Source organism: Pseudomonas sp. Y5-11 (genome assembly GCF_022368695.1).
Taxonomy (GTDB): domain Bacteria; phylum Pseudomonadota; class Gammaproteobacteria; order Pseudomonadales; family Pseudomonadaceae; genus Aquipseudomonas; species Aquipseudomonas parakoreensis.
Genome location: NZ_CP058974.1, coordinates 399,220 through 422,199, shown reverse-complemented (window position 1 = coordinate 422,199; position 22,980 = coordinate 399,220). Strand labels below are relative to the sequence as shown.

Sequence of the window (22,980 nt, the reverse complement as noted above, 5' to 3'; positions counted from 1 at the left end):
TCGAATCCCCAAGGAGACCACTCCATGAGCCTTAACATCTTCTGGTTCCTGCCTACCCACGGCGACGGCCATTACCTTGGCACCGCCGAAGGCGCCCGCGCCGTTGACCACGGTTATCTGCAACAGGTCGCGCAAGCGGCGGATCGTCTGGGTTTTGGCGGCGTGCTGATTCCCACCGGCCGTTCGTGCGAAGACTCGTGGCTGGTGGCCGCGTCGTTGATCCCGGTGACCCAGCGTCTGAAATTCCTTGTCGCCCTGCGCCCCGGGATCATTTCCCCGACGATGGCGGCGCGGCAGGCAGCGACCCTGGATCGTCTGTCCGGCGGTCGCGCGCTGTTCAACCTGGTGACCGGTGGCGACCCGGAAGAATTGGCCGGTGATGGTCTGTTCCTCGATCACGAAGCGCGTTATCAGGCTTCGGTGGAATTCACCCGCATCTGGCGTCGGGTGCTGGAAGGCGAAACCGTCGATTACGACGGCGAACACATCAGCGTGAAGGGCGCCAAACTGCTCTATCCGCCGATCCAGCAACCGCGCCCACCGCTGTACTTCGGTGGCTCCTCGGAAGCGGCGCAGGATCTCGCTGCCGAACAGGTCGAGATGGTCCTGACCTGGGGCGAACCGCCAGCGACGGTGGCCGAGAAGATCGAGCAGGTGCGCGCCAAGGCAGCCAGGCTCGGGCGTACCGTGCGCTTCGGCATTCGTCTGCATGTGATCGTGCGCGAAACCAACGCCGAAGCCTGGCAAGCAGCCGACCGGCTGATCTCGCATCTGGACGACGACACCATCAAACGTGCGCAAGCATCGCTGGCGCGCTTCGACTCGGTCGGCCAGCAACGCATGGCCGCGCTGCACGGCGGCAGTCGCGACAACCTCGAAGTCAGCCCCAACCTGTGGGCCGGCGTCGGTCTGGTGCGCGGCGGTGCCGGTACCGCGCTGGTCGGCGATGGTCCGACCGTGGCCGCCCGCGTGAAGGAGTACGCGGATCTGGGGATCGATACGTTCATCTTCTCCGGTTATCCACACCTCGAAGAGTCGTACCGCGTCGCTGAGCTGCTGTTCCCGCACCTCGACATCGAGCGTCCGGAGCTGCCGAAAAGCGCCGGTTATGTCAGCCCGTTCGGCGAGATGGTGGCTAACGACATTCTTCCCAAAGCCGCGTCGCAGAGCTGAGGCGCGTCATGAAGAAACTTATCCACAACCTCGCGCCCTGGGCGTTGCCGGTGTTGTTGCTGGCGGTGTGGCAGTTGTCGGTGTCGGCCGGTTGGTTGTCGACGCGGATTCTGCCGGCACCGGTGGCGGTGATCGAGGCCGGTGTCAGCCTGGTGCGCAGCGGCGAAATCTGGACGCACCTGGCAATCAGCGGCTGGCGCGCCGCGCTGGGCTTCACCATCGGTGGCAGCATCGGCCTGCTGCTGGGCTTCATTACCGGCCTGTCGAAGTGGGGCGAACGCCTGCTCGACAGTTCGGTGCAGATGATCCGCAACGTGCCGCACCTGGCGCTGATTCCGCTGGTGATCCTGTGGTTCGGCATCGACGAGTCGGCGAAGATTTTCCTGGTGGCGCTGGGCACGTTGTTCCCGATCTACCTCAACACTTATCACGGCATCCGCAACGTTGATCCGGCGTTGGTGGAGATGGCGCGCAGTTATGGCTTGAGCGGTTTCAGCCTGTTCTGGCAGGTGATTCTGCCGGGTGCGTTGCCTTCGATTCTGGTCGGTGTGCGCTTTGCGCTGGGCTTCATGTGGTTGACGCTGATCGTTGCCGAAACCATTTCCGCCAGCTCCGGCATCGGCTATCTGGCAATGAATGCCCGGGAGTTTTTACAGACTGATGTGGTGGTGCTGGCGATCCTGCTTTACGCGGTGCTCGGCAAACTCGCCGACCTCGCGGCCCGTGGACTTGAACGTGTGTGGTTGCGCTGGCATCCGGCTTATCAGGTTGCCAAGGGAGGCGTGGCATGACCGCTCAACAACCTCCACGCCTGCTGCGCGGGATTCCGCTGGTGGTGCGCAACCTGCAGAAAACCTTTGGTGCGCGGCAGGTGCTGCGCGACATCGACCTGCACATTCCAGCGGGGCAATTCGTCGCCGTGGTCGGGCGCAGCGGGTGCGGCAAGAGCACGTTCCTGCGTCTGCTCGCCGGCCTCGATCAACCGACGGGCGGCGACCTGTTGGCCGGTGCCGCACCGCTGAGCGATGCGCGGGAAGACACCCGGCTGATGTTCCAGGAAGCCCGGCTGCTGCCGTGGAAAAAGATCATCGACAACGTCGGGCTCGGCCTTAAAGGCAACTGGCGCCCGCAAGCGCTGGAGGCGCTGGAAGCGGTGGGTCTGGCCGATCGTGCCAGCGAATGGCCGGCCGCCTTGTCCGGTGGGCAGAAGCAGCGTGTGGCGCTGGCCCGCGCGCTGATTCATCAACCGCGCCTGCTGCTGCTCGACGAGCCGCTGGGTGCGCTGGATGCGCTGACCCGGATCGAGATGCAGCAACTGATCGAACGCCTCTGGCAACAGCATGGCTTCACCGTGCTGCTGGTGACCCATGACGTCAGCGAAGCGGTGGCGATTGCCGACCGGGTGATTCTGATCGAGGACGGCGAAGTCGGCCTCGACCTGCAAGTGGAGCTGCCACGTCCGCGCGTGCGCGGATCGCATCGACTGGCGGCGCTGGAAACCGAAGTGCTCAACCGTGTTCTGTCCCTGCCCGGCGAGCCGCCGGAGCCGGAACCTGTTTCACCACTGCCTACGCAATTGCGCTGGGCTCAATAACTCAAGTTACCTCCAACGACAGGAATCAAAGCCATGACTATCAAAGCCATCAACGTGCGCAACCAGTTCAAAGGCTCGATCAAGGAGATCGTTCTCGGCGACGTGCTGTCGGAAATCGACGTGCAGACCGCCTCCGGCATCGTCACTTCGGTGATCACCACCCGCTCGGTCAAGGAGCTGGAACTGGCGGTGGGCAGCGAAGTGATCGCCTTCGTGAAATCCACCGAGGTGTCGATCGCCAAGTTGTAAGCCTGTGGATAAAAACAAACCCCGAAAGGCGTGAGCCCTTCGGGGTTTTTTGTTATCTGCATCAGATGAGGATGCTGTCGCGGCGCTCCCACAGGTTATCTGTCGGTCACCAAATCTGCATACACAGCAGCTCCTTGTGGGAGCTGGCTTGCCAGCGATGAGGCCATTCAGCTCACCAGATGTCTCTTGGGCAGATAAGGCGGCAGATACAACCCGAGGTAGGCATCAAACACCCGCATCCCTTCCTCGGCCATGCGCGGCGTGATCTGCCCGTACTGCTGCACCGAACGTGCATACACGCGGTCGCCCAGTTCCATCGCCAGCGCAAACACGTCGACATCGGTCGGCAGTCGCGGCAATTCGAAGTGATGGTCGAACAGTTTGTGCATCAGGTCGCCGAGTTCGATGTCGTGCTGGCGATCGGCCTGGGTCACTTCGGTCAGGCCGTGCTGGGCGAGGATCAACTGACGGGCCGCCGCGTCTTCGCCGTAGATCTCCAGCATCCGTTCCTCGATCAGCCGCGACAGGTCGCGCCAGTCGCGCAGGGCATCGTGGTCGATCGGCGCTTGCAGGCAGGCGCGAAACGCCGCGTGCACGTCGGCGGTCAAGGCTTCGAGCAGCGCCGGGACGCTGGCGAAGAAGTGGTAGACCGAGGAGGGTGGAATCTGCGCGCGTTCGGCGACGCTGTAGATCGACAGGCTGGCCACACCCTCGGCAGCCAGCAGCGTGCGCGCGGCGTCGAGTATCGAGTCGATGCGCGCCTGACTGCGGGCACGGGGTTTGCGGACGGGGGCGGGACGCGTCATGAAAGTCTCCTGCGGGGCAGCGGGCATTGTACGAGCCGGGTTCGATGTTGTCTGCCCGGACGCCATCGCTGGCAAGCCAGCTCCCACAGGTATCCGTGTTGAACACAAATTTTGATTACACAACAGAACCCTGTGGGAGCTGGCTTGCCAGCGATCCGCCGCAGGCGGCCATGCATCCCAAACACAGAGATGTGTGTTTAGCCATAAAAAACGCCGTTGGCTGCAAGAGCTGACGGCGTTCTGTTTGGCACTACAACCGCTTAAACGGTATGCAGATACCAGTTGTACTCAAGGTCGGAGATGGAGTGTTCGAACTCCTCCAGCTCGCTTTCCTTGCAGGCGACGAAGATATCGATGTATTTCGGATCGATGTACTTGGCCATCACCTCGCTGTCGTCCAGCTCACGCAGGGCATCGCGCAAGTTGTTCGGCAGGCTTTGTTCGTTCTGCTCGTAGCTGTTGCCTTCGACCGGAGCGCCCGGTTCGATCTTGTTCACCAGACCGTGATGCACACCGGCCAGGACCGAAGCCATCAGCAGGTACGGGTTGGCGTCGGCACCGGCCACGCGGTGTTCGATCCGTACGGCGTCGGCAGAGCCAGTCGGCACGCGGATCGCCACAGTGCGGTTGTCCAGGCCCCAGCACGGCGAGTTCGGTACATAGAACTGCGCGCCGAAGCGACGGTACGAGTTGACGTTCGGGCAGAGAAAAGCCATCTGCGCCGGCAGGGTCTCGAGCACACCGCCGATCGCGTGACGCAGCGCGGCGTTCTGCTCGGGATCCTCGCTTGCAAAGATGTTCTTGCCATCTTTGTCGAGCACCGAGATGTGGACATGCAGACCGTTACCGGCTTGGCCCGGGTACGGCTTGGCCATGAAGGTGGTGTCCATTTCATGGTCGTAGGCGATGTTCTTGATCAGACGCTTGAGCAGTACCGCGTAATCGCACGCCTTGATCGGGTCGGCGACGTGGTGCAGGTTCACTTCGAACTGCGCCGGGGCACTTTCCTTGACGATGGCGTCGGCCGGGATGCCTTGCTCTTTGGCGCCTTCCAGAATGTCCTGGAGGCAGTCGACGTATTCGTCGAGGTCGTCGATCAGGTAGACCTGAGTCGAGTGCGGGCGTTTGCCGGAAATCGGCGAGCGTGGCGGCTGTGGACGGCCGTTCACGTTTTCCTGGTCGATCAGGTAGAACTCCAGCTCGAAGGCTGCGCAGATGGTCAGGCCCAGCTCGTCAAACTTTGCAACAACTTGACGGAGCACTTCGCGCGGATCGGCGAAGAACGGGTCGCCTTCGAGTTCGTGCATGGTCATCAACAGTTGCGCGGTCGGGCGCTTCTGCCATGGCTCGTTGCACAGGGTATCGGGGATTGGATAGCAGATCCGGTCGGCGTCGCCGATGTCCAGACCCAGGCCGGTGCTTTCCACCGTAGAACCATTGATATCCAGAGCAAATAGAGAGGCCGGCAGGTTGATGCCTTTCTCGTAAACCTTGTGGAGGCTGGTGCGTTCGATGCGCTTGCCGCGCACCACACCATTCATATCCGCAATCAGAAGGTCAACGTACAGAACCTCAGGATGTTCCTTAAGGAACGCGTTCGCTTCGTTAAGCTGAACGGCACGCGGGGGTACCGACATGATGCAACACCTTTGTTGTTAAAAATATCAATCATTGATCTTTTCTGGTTTCAGTCAACCCGAACGGCATGCCGAAGTCAAGCGAGGCCTTTTTTGCCCTAAAAAAGCGCTGCGAGGGCATTTATGGGGCACTTTGGGGCGGTTTTTTGTCCTTGGGACGCTTGGCACCCGCGGGCTTGAGCAGGCCGTGTTGTATTTTTTACGGGGGTGTTGTGTAAAAAAATGAACAAGGCTAAGCTCCGATCAAACCCATAACAGCAATAATACCGGGGTGCTTCATGTCTCGCCTGCCGTTAATCGGCATCACCGACTGCTCGCAACAGTCCGGTCTGCATGCTCAACACATCAGTGGCGACAAATCCGTCCGTAGTGCAGCCCGCAAGGCTCGCGGGCTGTCGACGATATCCTCGTCCGCATCAGGCCAAACGGCAGCGTCCGTTATTCTGGACGTACGGCAAAGCATTCTGTTCATGGCGCCTTCCTTCAATATAGATCCCTTTGAGTCCCAAAGCCTGTGCCGCTTCCCCAGCCGTGCTCATGATTCTGCACGCCTTGAATGTGCACAGGAAATGCAACGCCAGCGTAAAGGGCAGGTAAGCTCCTCTTTCATTGTCGATGCGCGGTGCCAGGCGTAAGCCGGCACTGCGCGCAAGCAAGCCCCCTTTAACGCGACGCCACGGCGTCAAACTTTGCCTGACACGATGTCAGGAGACTCAGCCCAGAGGCATTTATGAGTAACAACCTCGACCAGCTCACCGATTGGTTGAAAGACCACAAGATCACAGAAGTCGAATGCATGATCGGCGACTTGACCGGTATCACCCGGGGCAAGATCTCGCCGACCAACAAGTTCATCGCCGAAAAGGGCATGCGTCTGCCGGAAAGCGTGCTGTTGCAGACCGTGACCGGCGACTACGTCGAAGACGACATCTATTACGAACTGCTCGACCCGGCCGACATCGACATGATCTGCCGCCCCGATCAGAACGCCGTATACCTGGTGCCATGGGCCATAGAGCCGACCGCCCAGGTGATCCACGACACCTACGACAAGCAAGGCAACCCGATCGAGCTGTCGCCGCGCAACGTGCTCAAAAAGGTCCTGAAGCTCTACGCCGACAAGGGCTGGCAGCCGATCGTGGCGCCGGAGATGGAGTTCTACCTGACCAAGCGCAGTGACGACCCCGACTATCCGCTGCAGCCGCCAATCGGCCGCTCGGGCCGTCCGGAAATCGGGCGTCAGTCGTTCTCCATCGAAGCGGCGAACGAGTTCGACCCGCTGTTCGAGGACGTCTACGACTGGTGCGAACTACAGGAGCTGGACCTCGATACCCTGATCCACGAAGACGGCACGGCGCAGATGGAAATCAACTTCCGTCACGGCGATGCACTGTCGCTGGCCGACCAGATCCTGGTGTTCAAGCGCACCATGCGCGAAGCCGCGCTCAAGCATGACGTGGCCGCCACCTTCATGGCCAAGCCGATGACCGGCGAGCCGGGCAGTGCGATGCACTTGCACCAGAGCATCATCGACATCGAGACCGGCAAGAACGTGTTCTCCAATGAAGACGGGACCATGAGCCAGCTGTTCCTGCACCACATCGGTGGCCTGCAGAAACTGATCCCGGAATTGCTTCCGCTGTTCGCGCCGAACGTCAACTCGTTCCGCCGCTTCCTGCCGGACACTTCGGCGCCGGTGAACGTGGAGTGGGGCGAAGAGAACCGCACCGTGGGCCTGCGCGTCCCGGATGCCGGCCCGCAGAACCGCCGCGTGGAAAACCGCCTGCCGGGCGCCGACGCCAACCCGTACCTGGCGATTGCCGCGAGCCTGCTCTGCGGTTACATCGGCATGGTCGAGGGCCTCAATCCGAGCGCGCCGGTGGTCGGTCGTGGCTATGAACGCCGCAACCTGCGCCTGCCGCTGACCATCGAAGACGCGCTGGAGCGTATGGAAAACAGCGCAACCATCGAGAAATACCTGGGCAAGACCTTCATCACCGGCTACGTCGCGGTCAAGCGGGCCGAGCATGAAAACTTCAAGCGCGTGATCAGTTCCTGGGAGCGTGAGTACTTGCTCTTCGCCGTCTGATACGCCGGGCGCGGCTGGCAGCAGCCGCGCCTTCACCGATAACAAGGAGAATTGGCATGACCAGCAACAACCCGCAAACCCGTGAGTGGCAAGCCCTGAGCAGCGAACACCACCTGGCCCCGTTCAGCGACTTCAAGCAACTGAAAGAGAAGGGCCCACGGATCATCACCAACGCCAAGGGCGTGTACCTGTGGGACAGCGAGGGCAACAAGATCCTCGATGGCATGGCGGGTCTGTGGTGCGTGGCGATCGGTTATGGCCGCGATGAGCTGGCTGACGCCGCCGCGAAGCAGATGCGCGAACTGCCTTACTACAACCTGTTCTTCCAGACCGCGCACCCGCCGGCGCTCGAACTGGCCAAGGCCATCGCCGACGTGGCGCCGGAAGGCATGAACCATGTGTTTTTCACCGGCTCCGGCTCCGAAGGCAACGACACCATGCTGCGCATGGTTCGCCACTACTGGGCGATCAAGGGCCAGCCGAACAAGAAAGTCATCATCAGCCGCAAGAACGGTTATCACGGTTCCACCGTGGCCGGCGCGAGCCTGGGCGGCATGACCTACATGCACGAACAGGGCGATTTGCCGATCCCGGGCATCGTCCACATCGCGCAGCCGTACTGGTTCGCCGAGGGCGGCGACATGTCGCCGGAAGAGTTCGGCATCTGGGCCGCCAATCAGCTGGAAGAGAAGATTCTCGAAGTCGGCGTGGACAACGTCGGTGCGTTCATTGCCGAGCCGATCCAGGGCGCCGGCGGCGTGATCATTCCGCCTGATACCTACTGGCCGCGCATCAAGGAAATCCTCGCCAAGTACGACATTCTGTTCGTCGCTGATGAGGTGATTTGCGGTTTCGGCCGTACCGGCGAGTGGTTCGGTTCGGATTTCTACGACCTGAAACCGGACATGATGACCATCGCCAAAGGCCTGACTTCCGGTTACATCCCGATGGGTGGCCTGATCGTCCGTGACGACGTGGTGAAGGTGCTCAACGAAGGTGGCGACTTCAACCACGGCTTCACCTACTCCGGGCACCCGGTGGCGGCGGCGGTGGGTCTGGAAAACATCCGGATTCTGCGCGACGAGAAAATTATCGAGAACGCGCACAACGAAACGGCACCGTATTTGCAGAAACGTCTGCGCGAACTCAACGACCACCCGTTGGTGGGCGAAGTGCGCGGCGTCGGGTTGCTGGGGGCGATCGAGCTGGTGCAGGACAAGGCCACTCGCAAGCGTTACGAAGGACGGGGCGTGGGCATGATCTGCCGGCAGTTCTGCTTCGATAACGGCCTGATCATGCGTGCCGTGGGCGACACCATGATCATTGCGCCGCCGCTGGTGATCAGCAAGGCGGAGATCGATGAGCTGGTGACCAAGGCACGCAAGTGCCTGGACCTGACCCTCAGTGCGTTGCAAGCCTAAGTGCTAGGCTTCGAGCGGGGGAGCTGCGGCGCTCTCGCTCGAAGGTGTCAGAAAGGTGGGCCTTTTCTTGAAAGACCGCCTCCGATCTTGCCAGACTAGCCGCAGTTCCAGTTGTCGGGGTTCGGCCGCTGAACAAAGTGGTTCAAAAAAGAAAAATTTGGAGCATGACGCATGAAGGCATTAGGTAAAAAGCTTGCTGGCAAGACTCTTCTCGCGCTGTCCGTCGCGGGCATGATGGCGGGTGCGGTTCACGCGGACGACAAGGTACTGCACGTTTACAACTGGTCCGACTACATCGCTCCGGACACCATTGCCAACTTCGAGAAAGAATCCGGGATCAAAGTCGTCTACGACGTATTCGACAGTAACGAAACCCTGGAAGCCAAACTGCTGGCGGGCAAATCCGGTTACGACGTCGTTGTGCCGTCGAACAACTTCCTGGCCAAGCAGATCAAGGCCGGTGTTTATCAGGAACTGGACCAGTCCAAGCTGCCTAACTGGAAAAACCTGAACCAGGACCTGCTCAAGGCCGTGTCGGTCAGCGATCCGGGTAACAAGCACGCCTTCCCGTACATGTGGGGTTCGATCGGTATCGGTTACAACCCGGAGAAGGTCAAGGCTGCGCTGGGCGTCGACACCATCGACTCGTGGGACGTGCTGCTCAAGCCGGAAAACATCGCCAAGCTCAAGGGCTGCGGTGTGAGCTTCCTCGATTCGCCGACCGAAATGCTCCCGGTCGCGCTGCACTACCTGGGCCTGCCTACCGACACCCAGAAAAAAGAAGACATCAAGAAAGCCGAGGACCTGTTCCTCAAGATTCGTCCTTCGATCACCTACTTCCACTCCTCCAAGTACATCTCGGACCTGGCCAACGGCAACATCTGTGTAGCGGTCGGTTACTCGGGTGACGTGCAGCAGGCCAAGTCTCGTGCCGCCGAGGCCGGTGACAAGGTGAAAGTCAGCTATGCCATTCCGAAAGAAGGCGCTGGCAGCTTCTTCGACATGGTCGCCATCCCTAAAGATGCCGAAAACGTCGAAGGCGCCTACAAGTTCATGACCTTCCTGCAGAAGCCTGAAGTCATGGCCGGCATCACCAACGCCGTACGCTTCCCGAACGGTAACGCTGCTGCGACCGCTCTGGTGGAAAAAGACATCACCAGCGATCCAGGCATTTACCCGCCAGCCGACGTGCAGGCCAAGCTGTATGCGATCGCCGATTTGCCGGCCGCTACCCAGCGCGAAATGACCCGCAGCTGGACCAAGATCAAATCCGGTAAATAAGCCGGTTTGAAGCAGCAACCGCTGGCTGTCGTCGCCATGACGGCGGTCAGCGGATCAATTAAATGACAGAAAGTTTTGCTGGATCGGTTTTTCGAAGGTAAGTTGCGCGCCGGTTTTGTTGCCGGGCAACCGTGACTGTCATGCAGTACGGGGCAACTTGGGCCCAACTCAATTAGAGGACCTCCACTTGCCTATTTTTTCTTCTTTGCGCAAAGCTCTGCTGGCCACTGCCGGCCTGACGATCGCTGTCGGAGCCCAGGCCGCCGGTACGGTGCATATTTATAACTGGTCGGATTACATCGGCGAGACCACCCTGGCCGACTTCCAGAAAGAAACCGGGATCAAACCGGTGTACGACGTGTTCGATTCCAACGAGACCCTGGAAGGCAAGCTGCTGGCCGGGCGTACCGGTTACGACGTGGTCGTGCCGTCGAACCACTTCCTAGGCAAGCAGATCAAGGCGGGCGCGTTCCAGAAGCTCGACAGGTCGCAGCTGCCGAACTATGCGAATCTCGATCCGGTGCTGCTCAAGCGCCTGGAGCAGAACGACCCGGGCAACCAGTACGCCGTCCCGTACCTGTGGGGCACCAACGGCATCGGCTACAACGTCGACAAGGTCAAGGCCGTGCTCGGTATCGACAAGATCGACTCCTGGAGCGTGCTGTTCGAACCGGAGAACATCAAGAAACTGCACAGCTGCGGCGTCGCGTTCCTCGACTCGGCCGATGAAATGATGCCGACCGTGCTCAACTACATGGGCCTGAACGCCAACAGCACCAATCCGAAGGATTACGCCAAGGCCACCGACAAACTGCTGGCCGTGCGTCCTTACGTCACCTACTTCCACTCCTCGAAATACATCGGTGATCTGGCCAACGGCGATATCTGCGTGGCCATTGGTTTCTCCGGTGACATCTTCCAGGCCAAGCACCGTGCCGAGGAAGCCAAGAAGGGTGTGAACATCGCCTACTCGATTCCGAAAGAGGGCGGCGCGCTGTGGTTCGACATGCTGGCGATTCCGAAGGACTCGTCCAACGTCAAAGAGGCCCACGCCTTCATCAACTATTTGCTGAAACCTGAGGTGATCGCCCAGGTCAGTGATTACGTCGGTTACGCCAACCCCAACCCGGGGTCGGACAAGCTGATGGAGCAGTCCATCCGCACCGATGAAGCGGTTTATCCACCGCAAGCAGTCCTCGACAAGACTTACGTGTCGGTCGAGTTGCCACCCAATATTCAGCGTTTGATGACCCGTAGCTGGACCAAGGTCAAGTCGGGCAAGTAAGGCACAAACTATCCTGGGTTCGTCCGCATGGGGCGAACTGCACTGTTTTTTTCTGGGAGTTTCGTAAATGGCAGTTGCCTCCGGCGCCTATAAGAAAGCCCTCGAGGGCGACCAGACACCTAAGCAGGTGTTGGTCAAAATCGACCGGGTCACGAAGAAGTTCGACGAGACGATTGCCGTGGACGATGTGTCCCTGGAAATCAAGAAGGGCGAAATTTTCGCCCTGCTCGGCGGTTCGGGATCGGGCAAATCCACACTGCTGCGGATGCTGGCAGGGTTCGAACGGCCCACGGAGGGGCGCATTTTCCTCGACGGCGTCGACATCACCGACATGCCGCCGTACGAGCGACCGATCAACATGATGTTCCAGTCGTACGCCTTGTTCCCGCACATGACCGTGGCGCAGAACATCGCCTTCGGCCTCAAGCAGGACAAGATCCCCAATGCCGAGATCGATGCGCGCGTCGCCGAGATGCTCAAACTGGTGCAGATGAGCCAGTACGCCAAGCGCAAGCCGCATCAACTGTCCGGCGGTCAGCGTCAACGTGTGGCACTGGCGCGTTCGCTGGCCAAGCGGCCGAAGCTGCTGCTGCTCGATGAACCGATGGGTGCACTGGACAAGAAACTGCGGTCGCAGATGCAGCTGGAGCTGGTGGAAATCATCGAGCGCGTGGGCGTGACCTGCGTGATGGTGACCCACGACCAGGAAGAGGCCATGACCATGGCCGAGCGCATCGCGATCATGCACCTGGGCTGGATCGCCCAGATCGGCAGCCCGATCGACATCTACGAAACTCCGACCAGCCGTCTGGTCTGCGAATTCATCGGCAACGTGAACATCTTCGAAGGTGAAGTGATCGACGATGCTGAAGGCCACGCGACCATCACCTGCAAGGACCTCGACCGGCAGATCTACGTCGGCCACGGCATCAGCACCTCGGTGCAGGACAAATCCGTGACCTACGCGATTCGTCCGGAGAAGCTGCTGGTCACCGCCGAGATGCCGACCTGCGAATACAACTGGTCGAGCGGCAAGGTGCATGACATCGCCTACCTCGGTGGGCATTCGGTGTTCTACGTCGAATTGCCGAGTGGCAAACTGGTGCAGTCGTTCGTCGCCAACGCCGAGCGTCGCGGTCAACGTCCGACCTGGGGTGATCAGGTTTACGTGTGGTGGGAAGACGACAGCGGCGTGGTACTTCGCTCATGAACATGCGCAAATTCAAACGCCGGCTCAATCGAATAATTCCCGGTGGCCGCCAGTTGGTCATCGGGGTTCCCTTCATCTGGCTGTTCCTGTTCTTCATGCTGCCGTTCTTCATCGTCCTGAAGATCAGCTTTGCCGAAGCCGATGTGGCCATTCCGCCGTACACCGAGATCTACACCTTCGCCGAGCAGAAGCTGCAACTGCTGCTGAACCTTGGCAACTACGCAATGCTCGGCGACGACGAGTTGTACATCGCCGCGTACCTTGGCTCGCTGAAGATGGCTTTCTTCAGCACGCTGTTGTGCCTGCTGATCGGCTACCCGATGGCCTACGCCATCGCCAGCGCCCGTAAAGAGCTGCAGACGGTGCTGGTGCTGCTGATCATGATGCCGACCTGGACCGCGATCCTGATCCGTGTGTATGCGTGGATGGGCATTCTCAGCAACAACGGCCTGCTCAACGGCTTCCTGATGAGCATGGGCTGGATCGACGAGCCGCTGCAGATCCTCAACACCAACCTCGCGGTGTACATCGGCGTCGTCTACTCGTACCTGCCGTTCATGATCCTGCCGCTGTACGCCAACCTGGTGAAGCACGATCACAGCTTGCTGGAGGCTGCTGCCGACCTCGGTTCGAGCACCTTCAACAGCTTCTGGAAAATCACCATTCCACTGTCCAAGAACGGGATCATTGCCGGCTGCATGCTGGTGTTCATCCCGGTGGTCGGTGAGTTCGTGATCCCGGAACTGCTTGGCGGCCCGGAAACCCTGATGATCGGTAAAGTGCTCTGGCAAGAGTTCTTCAACAACCGTGACTGGCCGGTGGCGTCCGCCCTGGCGGTGGTGATGCTGGCGATCCTGATTGTGCCGATCATCCTGTTCAACCGCAGTCAGGCCAAGGAAATGGAGGGTAAAGAATGAAGCGCTTCCGTTTCTCCAGCTTGATGCTGGTTCTGGGTCTGTTGTTCATCTACCTGCCGATGCTGATCCTGGTGATCTACTCGTTCAACGCCTCGAAACTGGTGACGGTATGGGGCGGCTGGTCGATCAAGTGGTATGTCGGCCTGCTCGACAACACGCAACTGATGGGCTCGGTGGTGCGCTCGCTGGAAATCGCCTGCTACACCGCGGTTGCCGCGGTGGCGCTGGGCACCCTCGCCGCGTTCGTCCTGACCCGCATCACCCACTTCAAGGGCCGCACGCTGTTCGGTGGCCTGGTCACCGCGCCGCTGGTGATGCCTGAAGTGATTACCGGTCTGTCGCTGTTGCTGCTGTTCGTGGCCATGGCGCAGATGATCGGCTGGCCGCAGGAACGTGGCATCGTCACCATCTGGATCGCCCATACCACGTTCTGTGCAGCGTATGTGGCGGTGGTGGTGTCGGCGCGTCTGCGTGAGCTGGACCTGTCGATCGAAGAGGCAGCCATGGACCTCGGTGCGCGGCCGTGGAAGGTGTTCTTCCTGATCACCATCCCGATGATCGCGCCTTCGCTGGCAGCGGGCGGCATGATGTCGTTCGCGCTGTCGCTGGACGATCTGGTACTGGCGAGCTTCGTCTCCGGCCCGGGTTCGACCACGCTACCGATGGAAGTGTTCTCGGCGGTGCGTCTTGGCGTGAAGCCGGAGATCAATGCCGTGGCCAGCCTGATTTTGCTGGCGGTATCGCTGGTGACCTTTCTGGTGTGGTTCTTCAGCCGTCGCGCCGAAGAAGCGCGCAAGAAAGCCATCCAGCAAGCCATCGAAGAAAGCGCCGCCGATTCGTGGAAACAACCGGACGTGCGCCGCGCGCCTGCGCCGGAAGCGGCCTGACGGGCAAAAAGATCGCAGCCTGCGGCAGCTCCTACAGTGGATTCAATCTCTGTAGGAGCTGCCGCAGGCTGCGATCTTTTGCTTTTGGAGCTCAGGAAATCCAAGGGGATGTACGGATGACCTCGACAAAGTTCATCGGCTTGAACCCCGGCTCCTGATCCACCAGCACATCGGTCTTCACATTGCCGAACGTGGTCTGCGGACGATGGCGCAAGCCGTCGGCAAACGCGCAGATGATGCATTCCTTGAAATCTTCCCCGCGTGGATGCGCATGCACCACCGCCTCGCGCTGGGTGCTGCTGAACGCCGCATAATCCATGCCCAGCACGTCCATCTCGACACCCGCCGTCACCAGCGCCACAGTCGGCCGCAGATGTTTGGGCACGCCCGGCGTGGTGTGCAGGGCAATCGACAGCCAGACCTGTTCGACGTCGTCATCGCTCAGCCCGTACGGTTTGAGAAACGCCGCTGCCGCGTTGGCGCCATCCACTTCGAAACGCTCGTCATCACTGCGATAACCGTCGACCAGTCCGAGGTCGTGGAACATCGCGCCGACATACAGCAGCTCCGGGCTGTAGGTCAGTTGTTGGCGTTCGCCGCTCAGCGCACCGAACAGAAACACCCGGCGCGAGTGGTGATAGAGCAGGTCGGATTCGATGTCGCGAATGTATTCGGTGGTGGCCCGGGCGAGGGCGCTGTCGGGGATTTTGATGCCGGCAATGGTCGTGCTCATAAGGTGTTTCCTCGTCGAAAACGCCGTCGTGGCGCTGATGGACAAAGTCTGTTCCCCGAGGCACTGCACGGACAAACAACCCATGGCTGCGATCCTTGCCAATCGACCTGCAAATCGTGCCAACTCACTTAAAACAGCAGACACCGAACTTGTGGCGAGGGGATTCATCCCCGATGGACTGCGCAGCAGTTCCAAAACCTGCTATTTCAGCGAATCAGGTAAACCGCGCAGTGAGGATCTACGACTGCTGCGCAGCCGATCGGGGATGAATCCCCTCGCCACAAAGATCCCCAAGGAGGCTTATGAACAAAACCATCGCCATCGTGGTGTTCCCCGGCGTGCAGGCGCTGGATGTCAGCGGGCCGATGGATGTGTTCGCCGAGGCCAATCGTTTTCTGCCCCCCGAGGATCACTATCGGCTGGAGGTGATCGGCGTCGAGCATGGCCCGATGGCCTGTTCCAACGGTTTGAACCTCAGCGCTCACCGGCATTTCAGCGAGGCGCTCGACGCCTGGGACTTGCTGCTGGTCGCCGGCGGCCCGCAGTTACCGTTTCTGGATTTCGGCAAAGGCTTCGACACCTGGCTGCGCGAGGCCTGTGCCCGTGCGCGGCGATTTGGCTCGATCTGCAACGGCGCGTTCATGCTCGCGCGGGCGGGGCTGCTGGACGGGCGAACGGTGACCACCCACTGGAACGATGCCCAAGCGTTGGCGCAATTGTGTCCATCGGCGCGGGTCGAAGCCGATCGCCTGTATGTCGAGGACGGTGCGCTCTATACCTCGGCCGGGGTTACGGCGGGGATCGATCTGTCCTTGTACCTGTTGGCCCGCGATCACGGCGCTGACGTGGCGCTGAGCGTGGCCAAACGGCTGGTGGTGTTCACCCAGCGCTCGGGCGGGCAGTCGCAGTTCAGCCCGTTCCTCACGCCGCATGCGGAGCCGACCTCGGCGGTGGCAATGGTGCAGTTGTATGTGCTGGCCAATCTCACCGGCGACCTGACGATTGCCGACTTGGCAAATGCGGCGAACATGAGCGCGCGCAATTTTTCCCGGGTGTTTGCCCGCGAGGCCAAAGTCACCCCGGCGGAGTTCGTCGAAAGTGCGCGGGTGGATGCGGCGCGGGTGCTGCTGGAAAGCACCACGGCGCCGCTGAAGACCGTGGCCTATCAGTGCGGGTTTCGCGATGCGCAGCACATGCGCAGTGTGTTCAATCGCCGGTTGGGGGTGACGCCGCAGCAGTTTCGGCTGAATTTTGCTGGGCTGCTCTGAGTTCCAGTGTTGTTCTTGAGGGTCCCTTCGCGAGCAGGCTCGCTCCCACAGGGGAATGCATTTCAAATGTGGGAGCGAGCTTGCTCGCGAAGGGGCCGGTGCTGTCAGCGCAAGACTACTGCGCAGACCTTGCCGGCAACAGCTTCAAAGTACTGCGAGTATTGGCCGTCACCTCTTCCTCGCTGAAGTGCGCCTGCACGTACATTCCCTCGATGTACTCTTCGGCCTGATCGTCATAGTGGCTGTCGAACGGCACACCGCTCTGGCCGACCGGGTTGATGGTCAGGCTGTGCGCCGGGTCGGCGAAGTCCACCAGACGCCGCGTCGAAGGCCCGTAAGTCACTGGCCATGGCGCCGGGCCGAGTTTGGCCGAAAGGTTGTTCGGCACTTCGTGGCTGCCCGGTGCAGCGAACGGCCCGACATTGACGATCCGGTCCAGCGGCTTCTGCTGACCCAACGGATGACCGTGGGTCAGGGTGTGCGCCGTGCCCCATTGCCAGTCCGACGGATTGTCGCCGAGGGTCAGTTTCAGGTGCGCGATGCTCGCCTGCCACGCCGCTTTGACGATGTCTGCGCGGGTCTCCTTGTTCGGCGTGTTGCGGCTGTCCCACCACGGCGAATCGGCGCTCGCCGCCAGGCGCGGCAGCGCGGCATCGATCACCCGGGTCGATAGCAGCGTCTCGAAGAAATCGTTGCCCAACTCATCGCGCATCGCCGCATCAGCGAGGTCGTAGAGGAACTGGTTGAACACGGTGGCGCTCACCGAATCCAGCGGATAGTCGCCCGGCCACTGCGCCAGTTGCTCGACCAGTTTCAGTTGCGCCGGATCGCTCACCACTTCACGCAGCACCGGCAGCAATGGCGCCAGGGTGCGCGGGCCGTAGGCGGTGGTGGTGCCCAGTTGCAGCTTCTGGTTGGCTTCGTTGCTCCATTTCACGTTCTTGTCACTGAGCTGGCGATTGAGCTGCTGGCCGCGATCGGCGAGGTTGTAGTAACCGGGAATCTCCATCCCGGTCGGCGATAGCGGCTGGAAGTTGGCCGAGACGATGTAGCCGCGCGCCGGATTTTCCTCCTGCGGGTTGGTGCTGAACGGGTAGTAGCCATCCTTGTCCGCCTGATTGCTGCTGCCGTCGAGAATGAACTCCGGTTTGACCCCGGCCGGGCGTTTGGGCAACAGCGCCGAGGCCCACCAGGCGATGTCACCCTTGGCGTTGGCGTAAACGATGTTCAGCCCCGGCGCCTGCACCTTCGCCGCTGCGGCGCGGGCCTTGGCCAGGGTGTCGGCGCGGTTGAGCTGGTAGAAACCTTCGAGGATCGGGTTCGGCGTTTCGAGGAACGCCCACCACATGGCGATCGGTGTCTTCCCGGCGGCGGTGCCGAGGGCGTCGTTGACGATCGGGCCATGGGGCGACTGGCGCAGGGTCAGCGTCACCGGCGCCTGGCCCTTCACCGCGATCTGCTGCTCGGAGCTGACCAGATCTGTCCACTGGCCGTGGTACCAGACTTGATTCGGGTTGTCCGGGTTGACCTTCTCGGCGATCAGATCCAGATCGTCGTTCTGGAACATGGTCAGGCTCCAGCCGAAATCCAGGTTGTGCCCCAGGAACGCGAACGGCACCAGTGCCTGATGATGGCCGTAAAGCTCAAACCCCGGCGCCGACAGTTGTGCTTCGTACCACACCGAAGGCACCGAGAAACGAATGTGTGGGTCGCCGGCCAGCAGCGGTTTGCCGCTCTGGCTGCGACTGCCGGCAATCACCCAGGCATTGCTGCCTTCGAATTGCGGCAGGCCGTTTTCAACCAGCGCCTGCTCGCTGAGGCGGGCGAGGGCGTTGAGGTCTTTCCAGTCGTCGGCGGCAAGGGTCGGCGTCTTCTTGGCGTGACCTTTGGCGAGTACGCCTTGGGGCTGCCAGTCGAGGTCGAAGACGTTGAGGTAATCTGCGCCGAGTTGGTCGCGCACGTAGGTCAGCAACGGTTCGGTGCGAAACGCGGCGGCGAAGCTGTAGGCCATGTAACCGGCGACGCTGATGCTGTCCTCTGCCGTAAACGGCCGCTTGGGGATGCCCAGCACGTCGAACTCGATCGGCGCCGCGTGGCTGTCCTGATATTGGTTGATGCCGTCCAGATAGGCTTGCAGGGCCTTCCACGCCGGTGACTGCTTATCGAGACTGGCGACATAACGGGCGGCGCGTTCGCGGATGCGCAGGCTGCGGAACAGTTTGTCAGTGTCGAGCAGCTTCGGCCCGAGCACTTCGGCCAGTTCGCCACGGGCGAGGCGGCGCATGGCTTCCATCTGGAACAGGCGATCTTGAGCGTGCACGTAGCCGAGGGCGCGATACAGATCGGTTTCGTTCTCGGCACGAATATGCGGCACCCCGCGTTCGTCGTAACGCACCGTCACCGAACCTTGCAGGTTGCGCAGTTCCACCTGGCCCTGACGCGTCGGTTGCTTGCTGTAGAGATAGGCGCCGACGCTGGCGAGCAGGACAACGATGAGCAAGGCAAGAACGGTGAAGACGCGTTTCATGGTGACTCCTTGTGCATGCGGGATTGCCGCCCGTCGGGCTGCAAACAATTAGCACAGACCTTCCGTGCCGTGCATCGCTGTCCTCGAAAAGTCCGGAATGCCTTACTGCACCATCACCGGCCAAGGGCAATAACACCCGACCGCCAGGGTGTGCGTGGCGTTGACCGGTCGATCATCCATCAGCGCGTTGAGGATCGGTTCAATAAAGCTGTTGCTGGAGTTGCAGGTCAGGCCTTCGCTGTAGGGGCCGAAATACGCCAGTTTGCCGCTGCGGTCCCAGATCGCCACGGCGGGGCTGGCCGGTACCTGATCGGAACCGGGCAACACCGTGATGTGTTTCAGATTGCTCAGGGTCGCGGGCAACTGGCCGTGGCTGCCAGCCTTTTGCACGGCGAAGAATTCCACGCCGCGCGGGCCGAACTGCTCGACCATTTCCGTCAGGTGCTGTTGATTGCCGACGTTGCACGGACAGGCCGGGTCCCAGAAATGCACGAAACGGATTTTGCCGGGGCCGGCCAGCTCATCCGGCAGGCGCAGCGAATCACCGGAAAACACCGCAGTGTGCTGACTGAACGCACGCAGATAACGCCCCTGAAACCAGTCGTACGCCGCCCACAGTACCCCGGCACACACAAGCGCGAGCAGGCTGGCAAACAGTGCGGTGCGGTAGGGCGAGCGCATGGTTTTTCGATCCTCGAAGGGGGGCTAGCTTGCCATGCTTGCCGCAACAGATGAATATCGCAGGCCGATAAAGTCTGTTTACCGCTTTGGAATACCCGCATGCCTGACACTTTCGATGCCGATCATTTACGCGCCAGCCTCAAGCCTTTGGCCCAGTGGCAGCCGTTGTCGGACGAAGCGAAGGCGTATCAGCGGTTTTATAAAACCGATTTCCCCGAGCGCGATGTCTGGCGCGGCATGGGCCGGTTCGAAGTGGACGGGTATGAGCTGGTCAGCCATTGCTGGTGGCCGGAGAAGGTCAAGGGCACGCTGTTTCTGCTGCACGGTTTTTACGATCACACCGGGCTGTACCGGCATGTCATCGAGTGGGCACTGGATCAGGATTTTGCTGTTATTGCCTGCGACTTGCCGGGGCATGGTCTGTCGAGTGGGCCGCGGGCGAGCATCCGTGATTTCTCTGAATATCAGGACGCCTTGCAGGCGTTGTTCGCCGAAGCCGCTTCGATTGCCCTGCCGCAACCCTGGCACCTGTGCGGGCAAAGCACCGGCGGCGCGATCGTCGTCGACCATGTACTCAATCATGGCGAGGGCAGCCCGGCGCAAGGCCATTTGATCCTGTTGGCGCCGCTGGTACGTCCGCGCGCCTGGGGCTGGTCGCAGCTCAGTTATTACCTGCTCAGACCTTTCGTGCGAGGCATCGCCCGGCGCTTCAGCGAAAACTCCAACGACCCGGATTTCCTGCCGTTTCTGCAGGCCGATCCGTTACAGCCCAAACGCTTGCCGACCGCGTGGGTCGGTGCGCTGTCGCGCTGGATCATCCGCGTCGAGCACGCGAAAAAAAGTCCGCGACGGCCGCTGATCATTCAGGGGCAGGCGGACATGACCGTGGACTGGCAGCACAACTTGCAGGTGCTGAAGTGGAAATTCGACCGGCCGCAGATTCTGTTGCTGCCGCAGGCGCGGCATCATCTGGCGAACGAGACGCTGGAGATGCGCGAGGAGTATTTCGAGTTTCTGAACAAGCGGATCAGGGGGCGGAATCTCTAGCGTCTGTTAAGGCCTCTTCGCGAGCAGGCTCACTCCCACAGGAGACCGCGATCACCTGTGGGAGCGAGCCTGCTCGCGAAGGCGGCCCTTCAGGCAATAGAAATTACTGGCCAAGGTTCGAAGAGCTTTGCCCCACCGCCAACCCGGCCCGGATCGCTGCGAGCGCCGCCTGGTAATACGCCTTGCCCTCGCTGGACTCGGCAAAGGTCGCGAACTGCTCCAGTTCGTCGTCCGACAGATCGCGATAAACATAGAGCAGCGTGTTGTTCAAATCGGCACCGATCTGCTCCATCAGGCGCTGGCGCTGGCCGTTCAGCATGCCTTGCGCCTGACCGCCGCCGAGCAGGCCGGGAATCATCGAACTCAAGCTGTCCGCCGCCACGCCGGCAATCGCCAGGCTGACTTCGGCGCCGGCCTCGCGCGCCGGCAGCGCTTGCGCCAGATGGCCGATGATCAGCAGACGGCTGTCGCTGACCTGCATCTTCGGCAAGCCTTTGGCGTTCTTCGCCAGTTGATCGCGACGGGTGGCGAGCAATTCAGCGGCGACGATTTTCTTGCCCAGTGGCGATTGAAAGAACGTCAGCGCCGGTTGTGGATCGGCCAAGTGCTGGCGCAATTGCGCTTCGGCACGCTGATCCATGGCCTGCGGTGCGAAGCGCTGGTTGCTGTTGTTGACCAGGGCCTGAAACACCGCCGGTGGCAGGTTGTTCTGGTAGCGCTGCTGCGCGGCACTCAGGGCATCGTTGAAATGCGCACGTTGATCTGGCCAGCCGGCGATCTTGTACAACTGATCGTGGCCGTCCGCCCAGGCGGGCAAAACGCAGAACATCAACAGTGAAAAAAGCAAACGGCGCATAGGGACTCCTGTCAGCAGCGGACTATTCTCCGTGCGGTGCCGGTACTTGTCGAGAATTCGTATCAAGCCGCCGCGTGGCTCTGTCGGATTTCCTGCCGCCGGCATACTATGCGCGCCATGCAAATATCCTCTGAACACCCGCTGCTGTTACGTATCGTCGACGACCTGGCCGAGCATGGCTGGTCGCAGCAGAACATTTTCCTGCCCGCGGGTTTGACCCGTGAGCTGGCGGCCGAGTGCCGCAAACGTGAGGCCGAGGGCGAACTGGCGCCGGCAGCGGTAGGCCGTGGGCCGTTTTCGGAGATTCGCGAGGGCATTCGCGGCGACCACATCCAGTGGATCGACCCGGGCCAGGCCGAGGCCAGCGACCGTTACCTGAATCTGATGGAGAGTCTGCGCGAGGCGCTCAATCGCGGGTTGTTCCTCGGGCTTGAGGATTTCGAGTGCCACTTCGCCCTGTATCCGCCGGGCGCGTTCTACCGCAAGCACGTCGACCGTTTTCGCGACGATGACCGGCGCATGGTCTCGGCGGTGGTCTACCTCAATGACGCCTGGCTGCCGGAAGACGGCGGTCAGTTGCGCATGTACCTGAGCGAAGACCGTGTGCATGACGTGCAACCCACCGGCGGCTGCCTGGTGGTGTTCCTCTCCGGCGAAGTACCGCATGAAGTGTTGCCGGCGCAGCGCGAACGCCTGTCACTGACCGGCTGGTTCCGCCGCCGTGGCAACGAACCGTTCTGAGATGCAGAAGATTCTGGTCAGCCGTTGCCTGTTGGGCCACCGCGTGCGTTACGACGGCGGGGCCAGCGGGCCGTTCGACTTGCTCGAACAATGGATCGCCGAAGGCCGTGTAGTGCCGCTGTGCCCGGAAGTGGCCGGTGGTTTGCCGACCCCGCGCGCCGCGGCGGAAATCCCCGGCGGGCAGGGCGCCGACGTGCTCGATGGCAAGGCGGCGGTGATCACCACCGAGGGCGAGAACGTCAGCGCGCAGTTTCTCGACGGCGCGCGGCAGGCGCTGGCGCTGGTGCAGAAACACGGCATCCGCGTCGCGGTGCTCAAGGCCAACAGCCCTTCCTGCGGGAATCTGCTGACTTATGACGGGACGTTCAGTGGGGTGAAGGTCTCGGGAGAAGGCGTGACGGCTGCGCTGCTCAAACGCCATGGGGTTCAAGTCTTCAGTGAACTCGAACTTTCTCAGGCCTCCATGGCCCTGGCCCACCTCGACTAAAAGCCCACCAAAGACCGTCTGTAGGAGCTGTCGAGTGAAACGAGGCTGCGATCTTTTGATCTTCAAAATCAAGATCTAAAGATCGCAGCCT

21 protein-coding genes are annotated in these 22,980 nt (G+C 61.1%); 15 read left to right on the top strand and 6 right to left on the bottom strand.

Translation table 11 applies throughout. The features are described from left to right. The first annotated feature begins 24 nt into the window (after window positions 1-24). The 4 genes from ssuD to HXW87_RS01880 are packed head-to-tail and all read left to right on the top strand — an operon-like array spanning window position 25 to window position 3,016. Window positions 25-1,173, top strand: a complete 1,149-nt coding sequence (gene ssuD, locus HXW87_RS01895; protein ID WP_239778369.1) for an FMNH2-dependent alkanesulfonate monooxygenase — start codon at window positions 25-27, stop codon at window positions 1,171-1,173. Window positions 1,174-1,181: 8 nt separating this feature from the next. Continuing rightward, window positions 1,182-1,964: an aliphatic sulfonate ABC transporter permease SsuC gene (ssuC, locus tag HXW87_RS01890; protein ID WP_239778368.1), complete on the top strand. Its 783-nt coding sequence runs from the start codon at window positions 1,182-1,184 to the stop codon at window positions 1,962-1,964. After that, window positions 1,961-2,767, top strand: coding sequence for an aliphatic sulfonates ABC transporter ATP-binding protein (ssuB, locus tag HXW87_RS01885; protein ID WP_047297200.1), 807 nt, complete (start codon window positions 1,961-1,963; stop codon window positions 2,765-2,767). Before ssuC ends, ssuB begins: the two co-directional genes overlap by 4 nt. 33 nt (window positions 2,768-2,800) lie before the next feature. Next, on the top strand, window positions 2,801-3,016 hold the full coding sequence (locus HXW87_RS01880; protein ID WP_007967989.1) for a TOBE domain-containing protein: 216 nt from the start codon (window positions 2,801-2,803) through the stop codon (window positions 3,014-3,016). A gap of 167 nt (window positions 3,017-3,183) precedes the next feature. On the opposite strand, the gene HXW87_RS01875 is transcribed toward HXW87_RS01880, so the two are convergent. Continuing rightward, the gene (locus HXW87_RS01875; protein ID WP_047297199.1) at window positions 3,184-3,822 is read right to left on the bottom strand and encodes a TetR/AcrR family transcriptional regulator; all 639 of its coding nucleotides are present in this window, start codon (window positions 3,820-3,822) and stop codon (window positions 3,184-3,186) included. Window positions 3,823-4,082: 260 nt separating this feature from the next. Beyond that, on the bottom strand, window positions 4,083-5,459 hold the full coding sequence (locus HXW87_RS01870) for a glutamine synthetase family protein (protein WP_003229254.1): 1,377 nt from the start codon (window positions 5,457-5,459) through the stop codon (window positions 4,083-4,085). A gap of 730 nt (window positions 5,460-6,189) precedes the next feature. Between HXW87_RS01870 and HXW87_RS01865 the strand changes: the two genes are divergently transcribed. From HXW87_RS01865 to HXW87_RS01835, 7 genes are all read left to right on the top strand, one after another. Further along, window positions 6,190-7,548 carry a glutamine synthetase family protein gene (locus HXW87_RS01865; protein ID WP_007967993.1) on the top strand — a complete coding sequence of 453 codons (1,359 nt, stop codon included), beginning with the start codon at window positions 6,190-6,192 and terminating at the stop codon, window positions 7,546-7,548. Window positions 7,549-7,604: 56 nt separating this feature from the next. Next, window positions 7,605-8,969, top strand: a complete 1,365-nt coding sequence (locus HXW87_RS01860; protein ID WP_086792334.1) for an aspartate aminotransferase family protein — start codon at window positions 7,605-7,607, stop codon at window positions 8,967-8,969. 171 nt (window positions 8,970-9,140) lie between these two features. Next, window positions 9,141-10,250: a polyamine ABC transporter substrate-binding protein gene (locus HXW87_RS01855; protein WP_047297197.1), complete on the top strand. Its 1,110-nt coding sequence runs from the start codon at window positions 9,141-9,143 to the stop codon at window positions 10,248-10,250. Window positions 10,251-10,437: 187 nt separating this feature from the next. After that, complete coding sequence (locus tag HXW87_RS01850) at window positions 10,438-11,535, top strand: polyamine ABC transporter substrate-binding protein (protein ID WP_047297196.1); 1,098 nt, start codon at window positions 10,438-10,440, stop codon at window positions 11,533-11,535. A gap of 67 nt (window positions 11,536-11,602) precedes the next feature. After that, entirely contained in the window at window positions 11,603-12,745 is a 1,143-nt protein-coding gene (potA, locus tag HXW87_RS01845) for a polyamine ABC transporter ATP-binding protein (RefSeq protein WP_003229245.1), read from the top strand. A gap of 35 nt (window positions 12,746-12,780) precedes the next feature. Beyond that, window positions 12,781-13,662, top strand: coding sequence for an ABC transporter permease subunit (locus HXW87_RS01840; RefSeq protein WP_174377002.1), 882 nt, complete (start codon window positions 12,781-12,783; stop codon window positions 13,660-13,662). Further along, complete coding sequence (locus HXW87_RS01835; protein WP_047297195.1) at window positions 13,659-14,549, top strand: ABC transporter permease subunit; 891 nt, start codon at window positions 13,659-13,661, stop codon at window positions 14,547-14,549. Before HXW87_RS01840 ends, HXW87_RS01835 begins: the two co-directional genes overlap by 4 nt. Before the next feature lie 91 nt (window positions 14,550-14,640). On the opposite strand, the gene HXW87_RS01830 is transcribed toward HXW87_RS01835, so the two are convergent. Further along, window positions 14,641-15,282: an HD domain-containing protein gene (locus tag HXW87_RS01830; RefSeq protein WP_239778367.1), complete on the bottom strand. Its 642-nt coding sequence runs from the start codon at window positions 15,280-15,282 to the stop codon at window positions 14,641-14,643. Window positions 15,283-15,584: 302 nt separating this feature from the next. Between HXW87_RS01830 and HXW87_RS01825 the strand changes: the two genes are divergently transcribed. Further along, the gene (locus HXW87_RS01825) at window positions 15,585-16,550 is read left to right on the top strand and encodes a GlxA family transcriptional regulator (protein WP_239778366.1); all 966 of its coding nucleotides are present in this window, start codon (window positions 15,585-15,587) and stop codon (window positions 16,548-16,550) included. A gap of 115 nt (window positions 16,551-16,665) precedes the next feature. Here the strand turns inward: HXW87_RS01825 and HXW87_RS01820 are convergent, their stop codons facing one another. Together HXW87_RS01820 and HXW87_RS01815 are read right to left on the bottom strand one after the other, a co-directional pair. After that, window positions 16,666-19,077, bottom strand: a complete 2,412-nt coding sequence (locus HXW87_RS01820; protein ID WP_239778365.1) for a penicillin acylase family protein — start codon at window positions 19,075-19,077, stop codon at window positions 16,666-16,668. A gap of 102 nt (window positions 19,078-19,179) precedes the next feature. Beyond that, window positions 19,180-19,758 (bottom strand): DUF6436 domain-containing protein, encoded by a 579-nt coding sequence (locus HXW87_RS01815; RefSeq protein WP_239778364.1) that lies wholly within the window; start codon window positions 19,756-19,758, stop codon window positions 19,180-19,182. A gap of 99 nt (window positions 19,759-19,857) precedes the next feature. Here HXW87_RS01815 and HXW87_RS01810 point away from each other — a divergent pair, with 99 nt between their 5' ends. Further along, on the top strand, window positions 19,858-20,805 hold the full coding sequence (locus HXW87_RS01810; RefSeq protein WP_239778363.1) for an alpha/beta hydrolase: 948 nt from the start codon (window positions 19,858-19,860) through the stop codon (window positions 20,803-20,805). A gap of 103 nt (window positions 20,806-20,908) precedes the next feature. Here the strand turns inward: HXW87_RS01810 and HXW87_RS01805 are convergent, their stop codons facing one another. After that, complete coding sequence (locus tag HXW87_RS01805; RefSeq protein ID WP_108589223.1) at window positions 20,909-21,661, bottom strand: DUF2059 domain-containing protein; 753 nt, start codon at window positions 21,659-21,661, stop codon at window positions 20,909-20,911. A gap of 108 nt (window positions 21,662-21,769) precedes the next feature. Between HXW87_RS01805 and HXW87_RS01800 the strand changes: the two genes are divergently transcribed. Next, complete coding sequence (locus HXW87_RS01800) at window positions 21,770-22,402, top strand: 2OG-Fe(II) oxygenase (protein ID WP_041072141.1); 633 nt, start codon at window positions 21,770-21,772, stop codon at window positions 22,400-22,402. A 1-nt stretch (window position 22,403) separates the two neighbouring features. Beyond that, a complete protein-coding gene (locus tag HXW87_RS01795) occupies window positions 22,404-22,889 on the top strand; it encodes a DUF523 domain-containing protein (protein WP_047297187.1) in 486 nt (161 codons plus the stop codon). Window positions 22,890-22,980 lie beyond the last annotated feature (91 nt).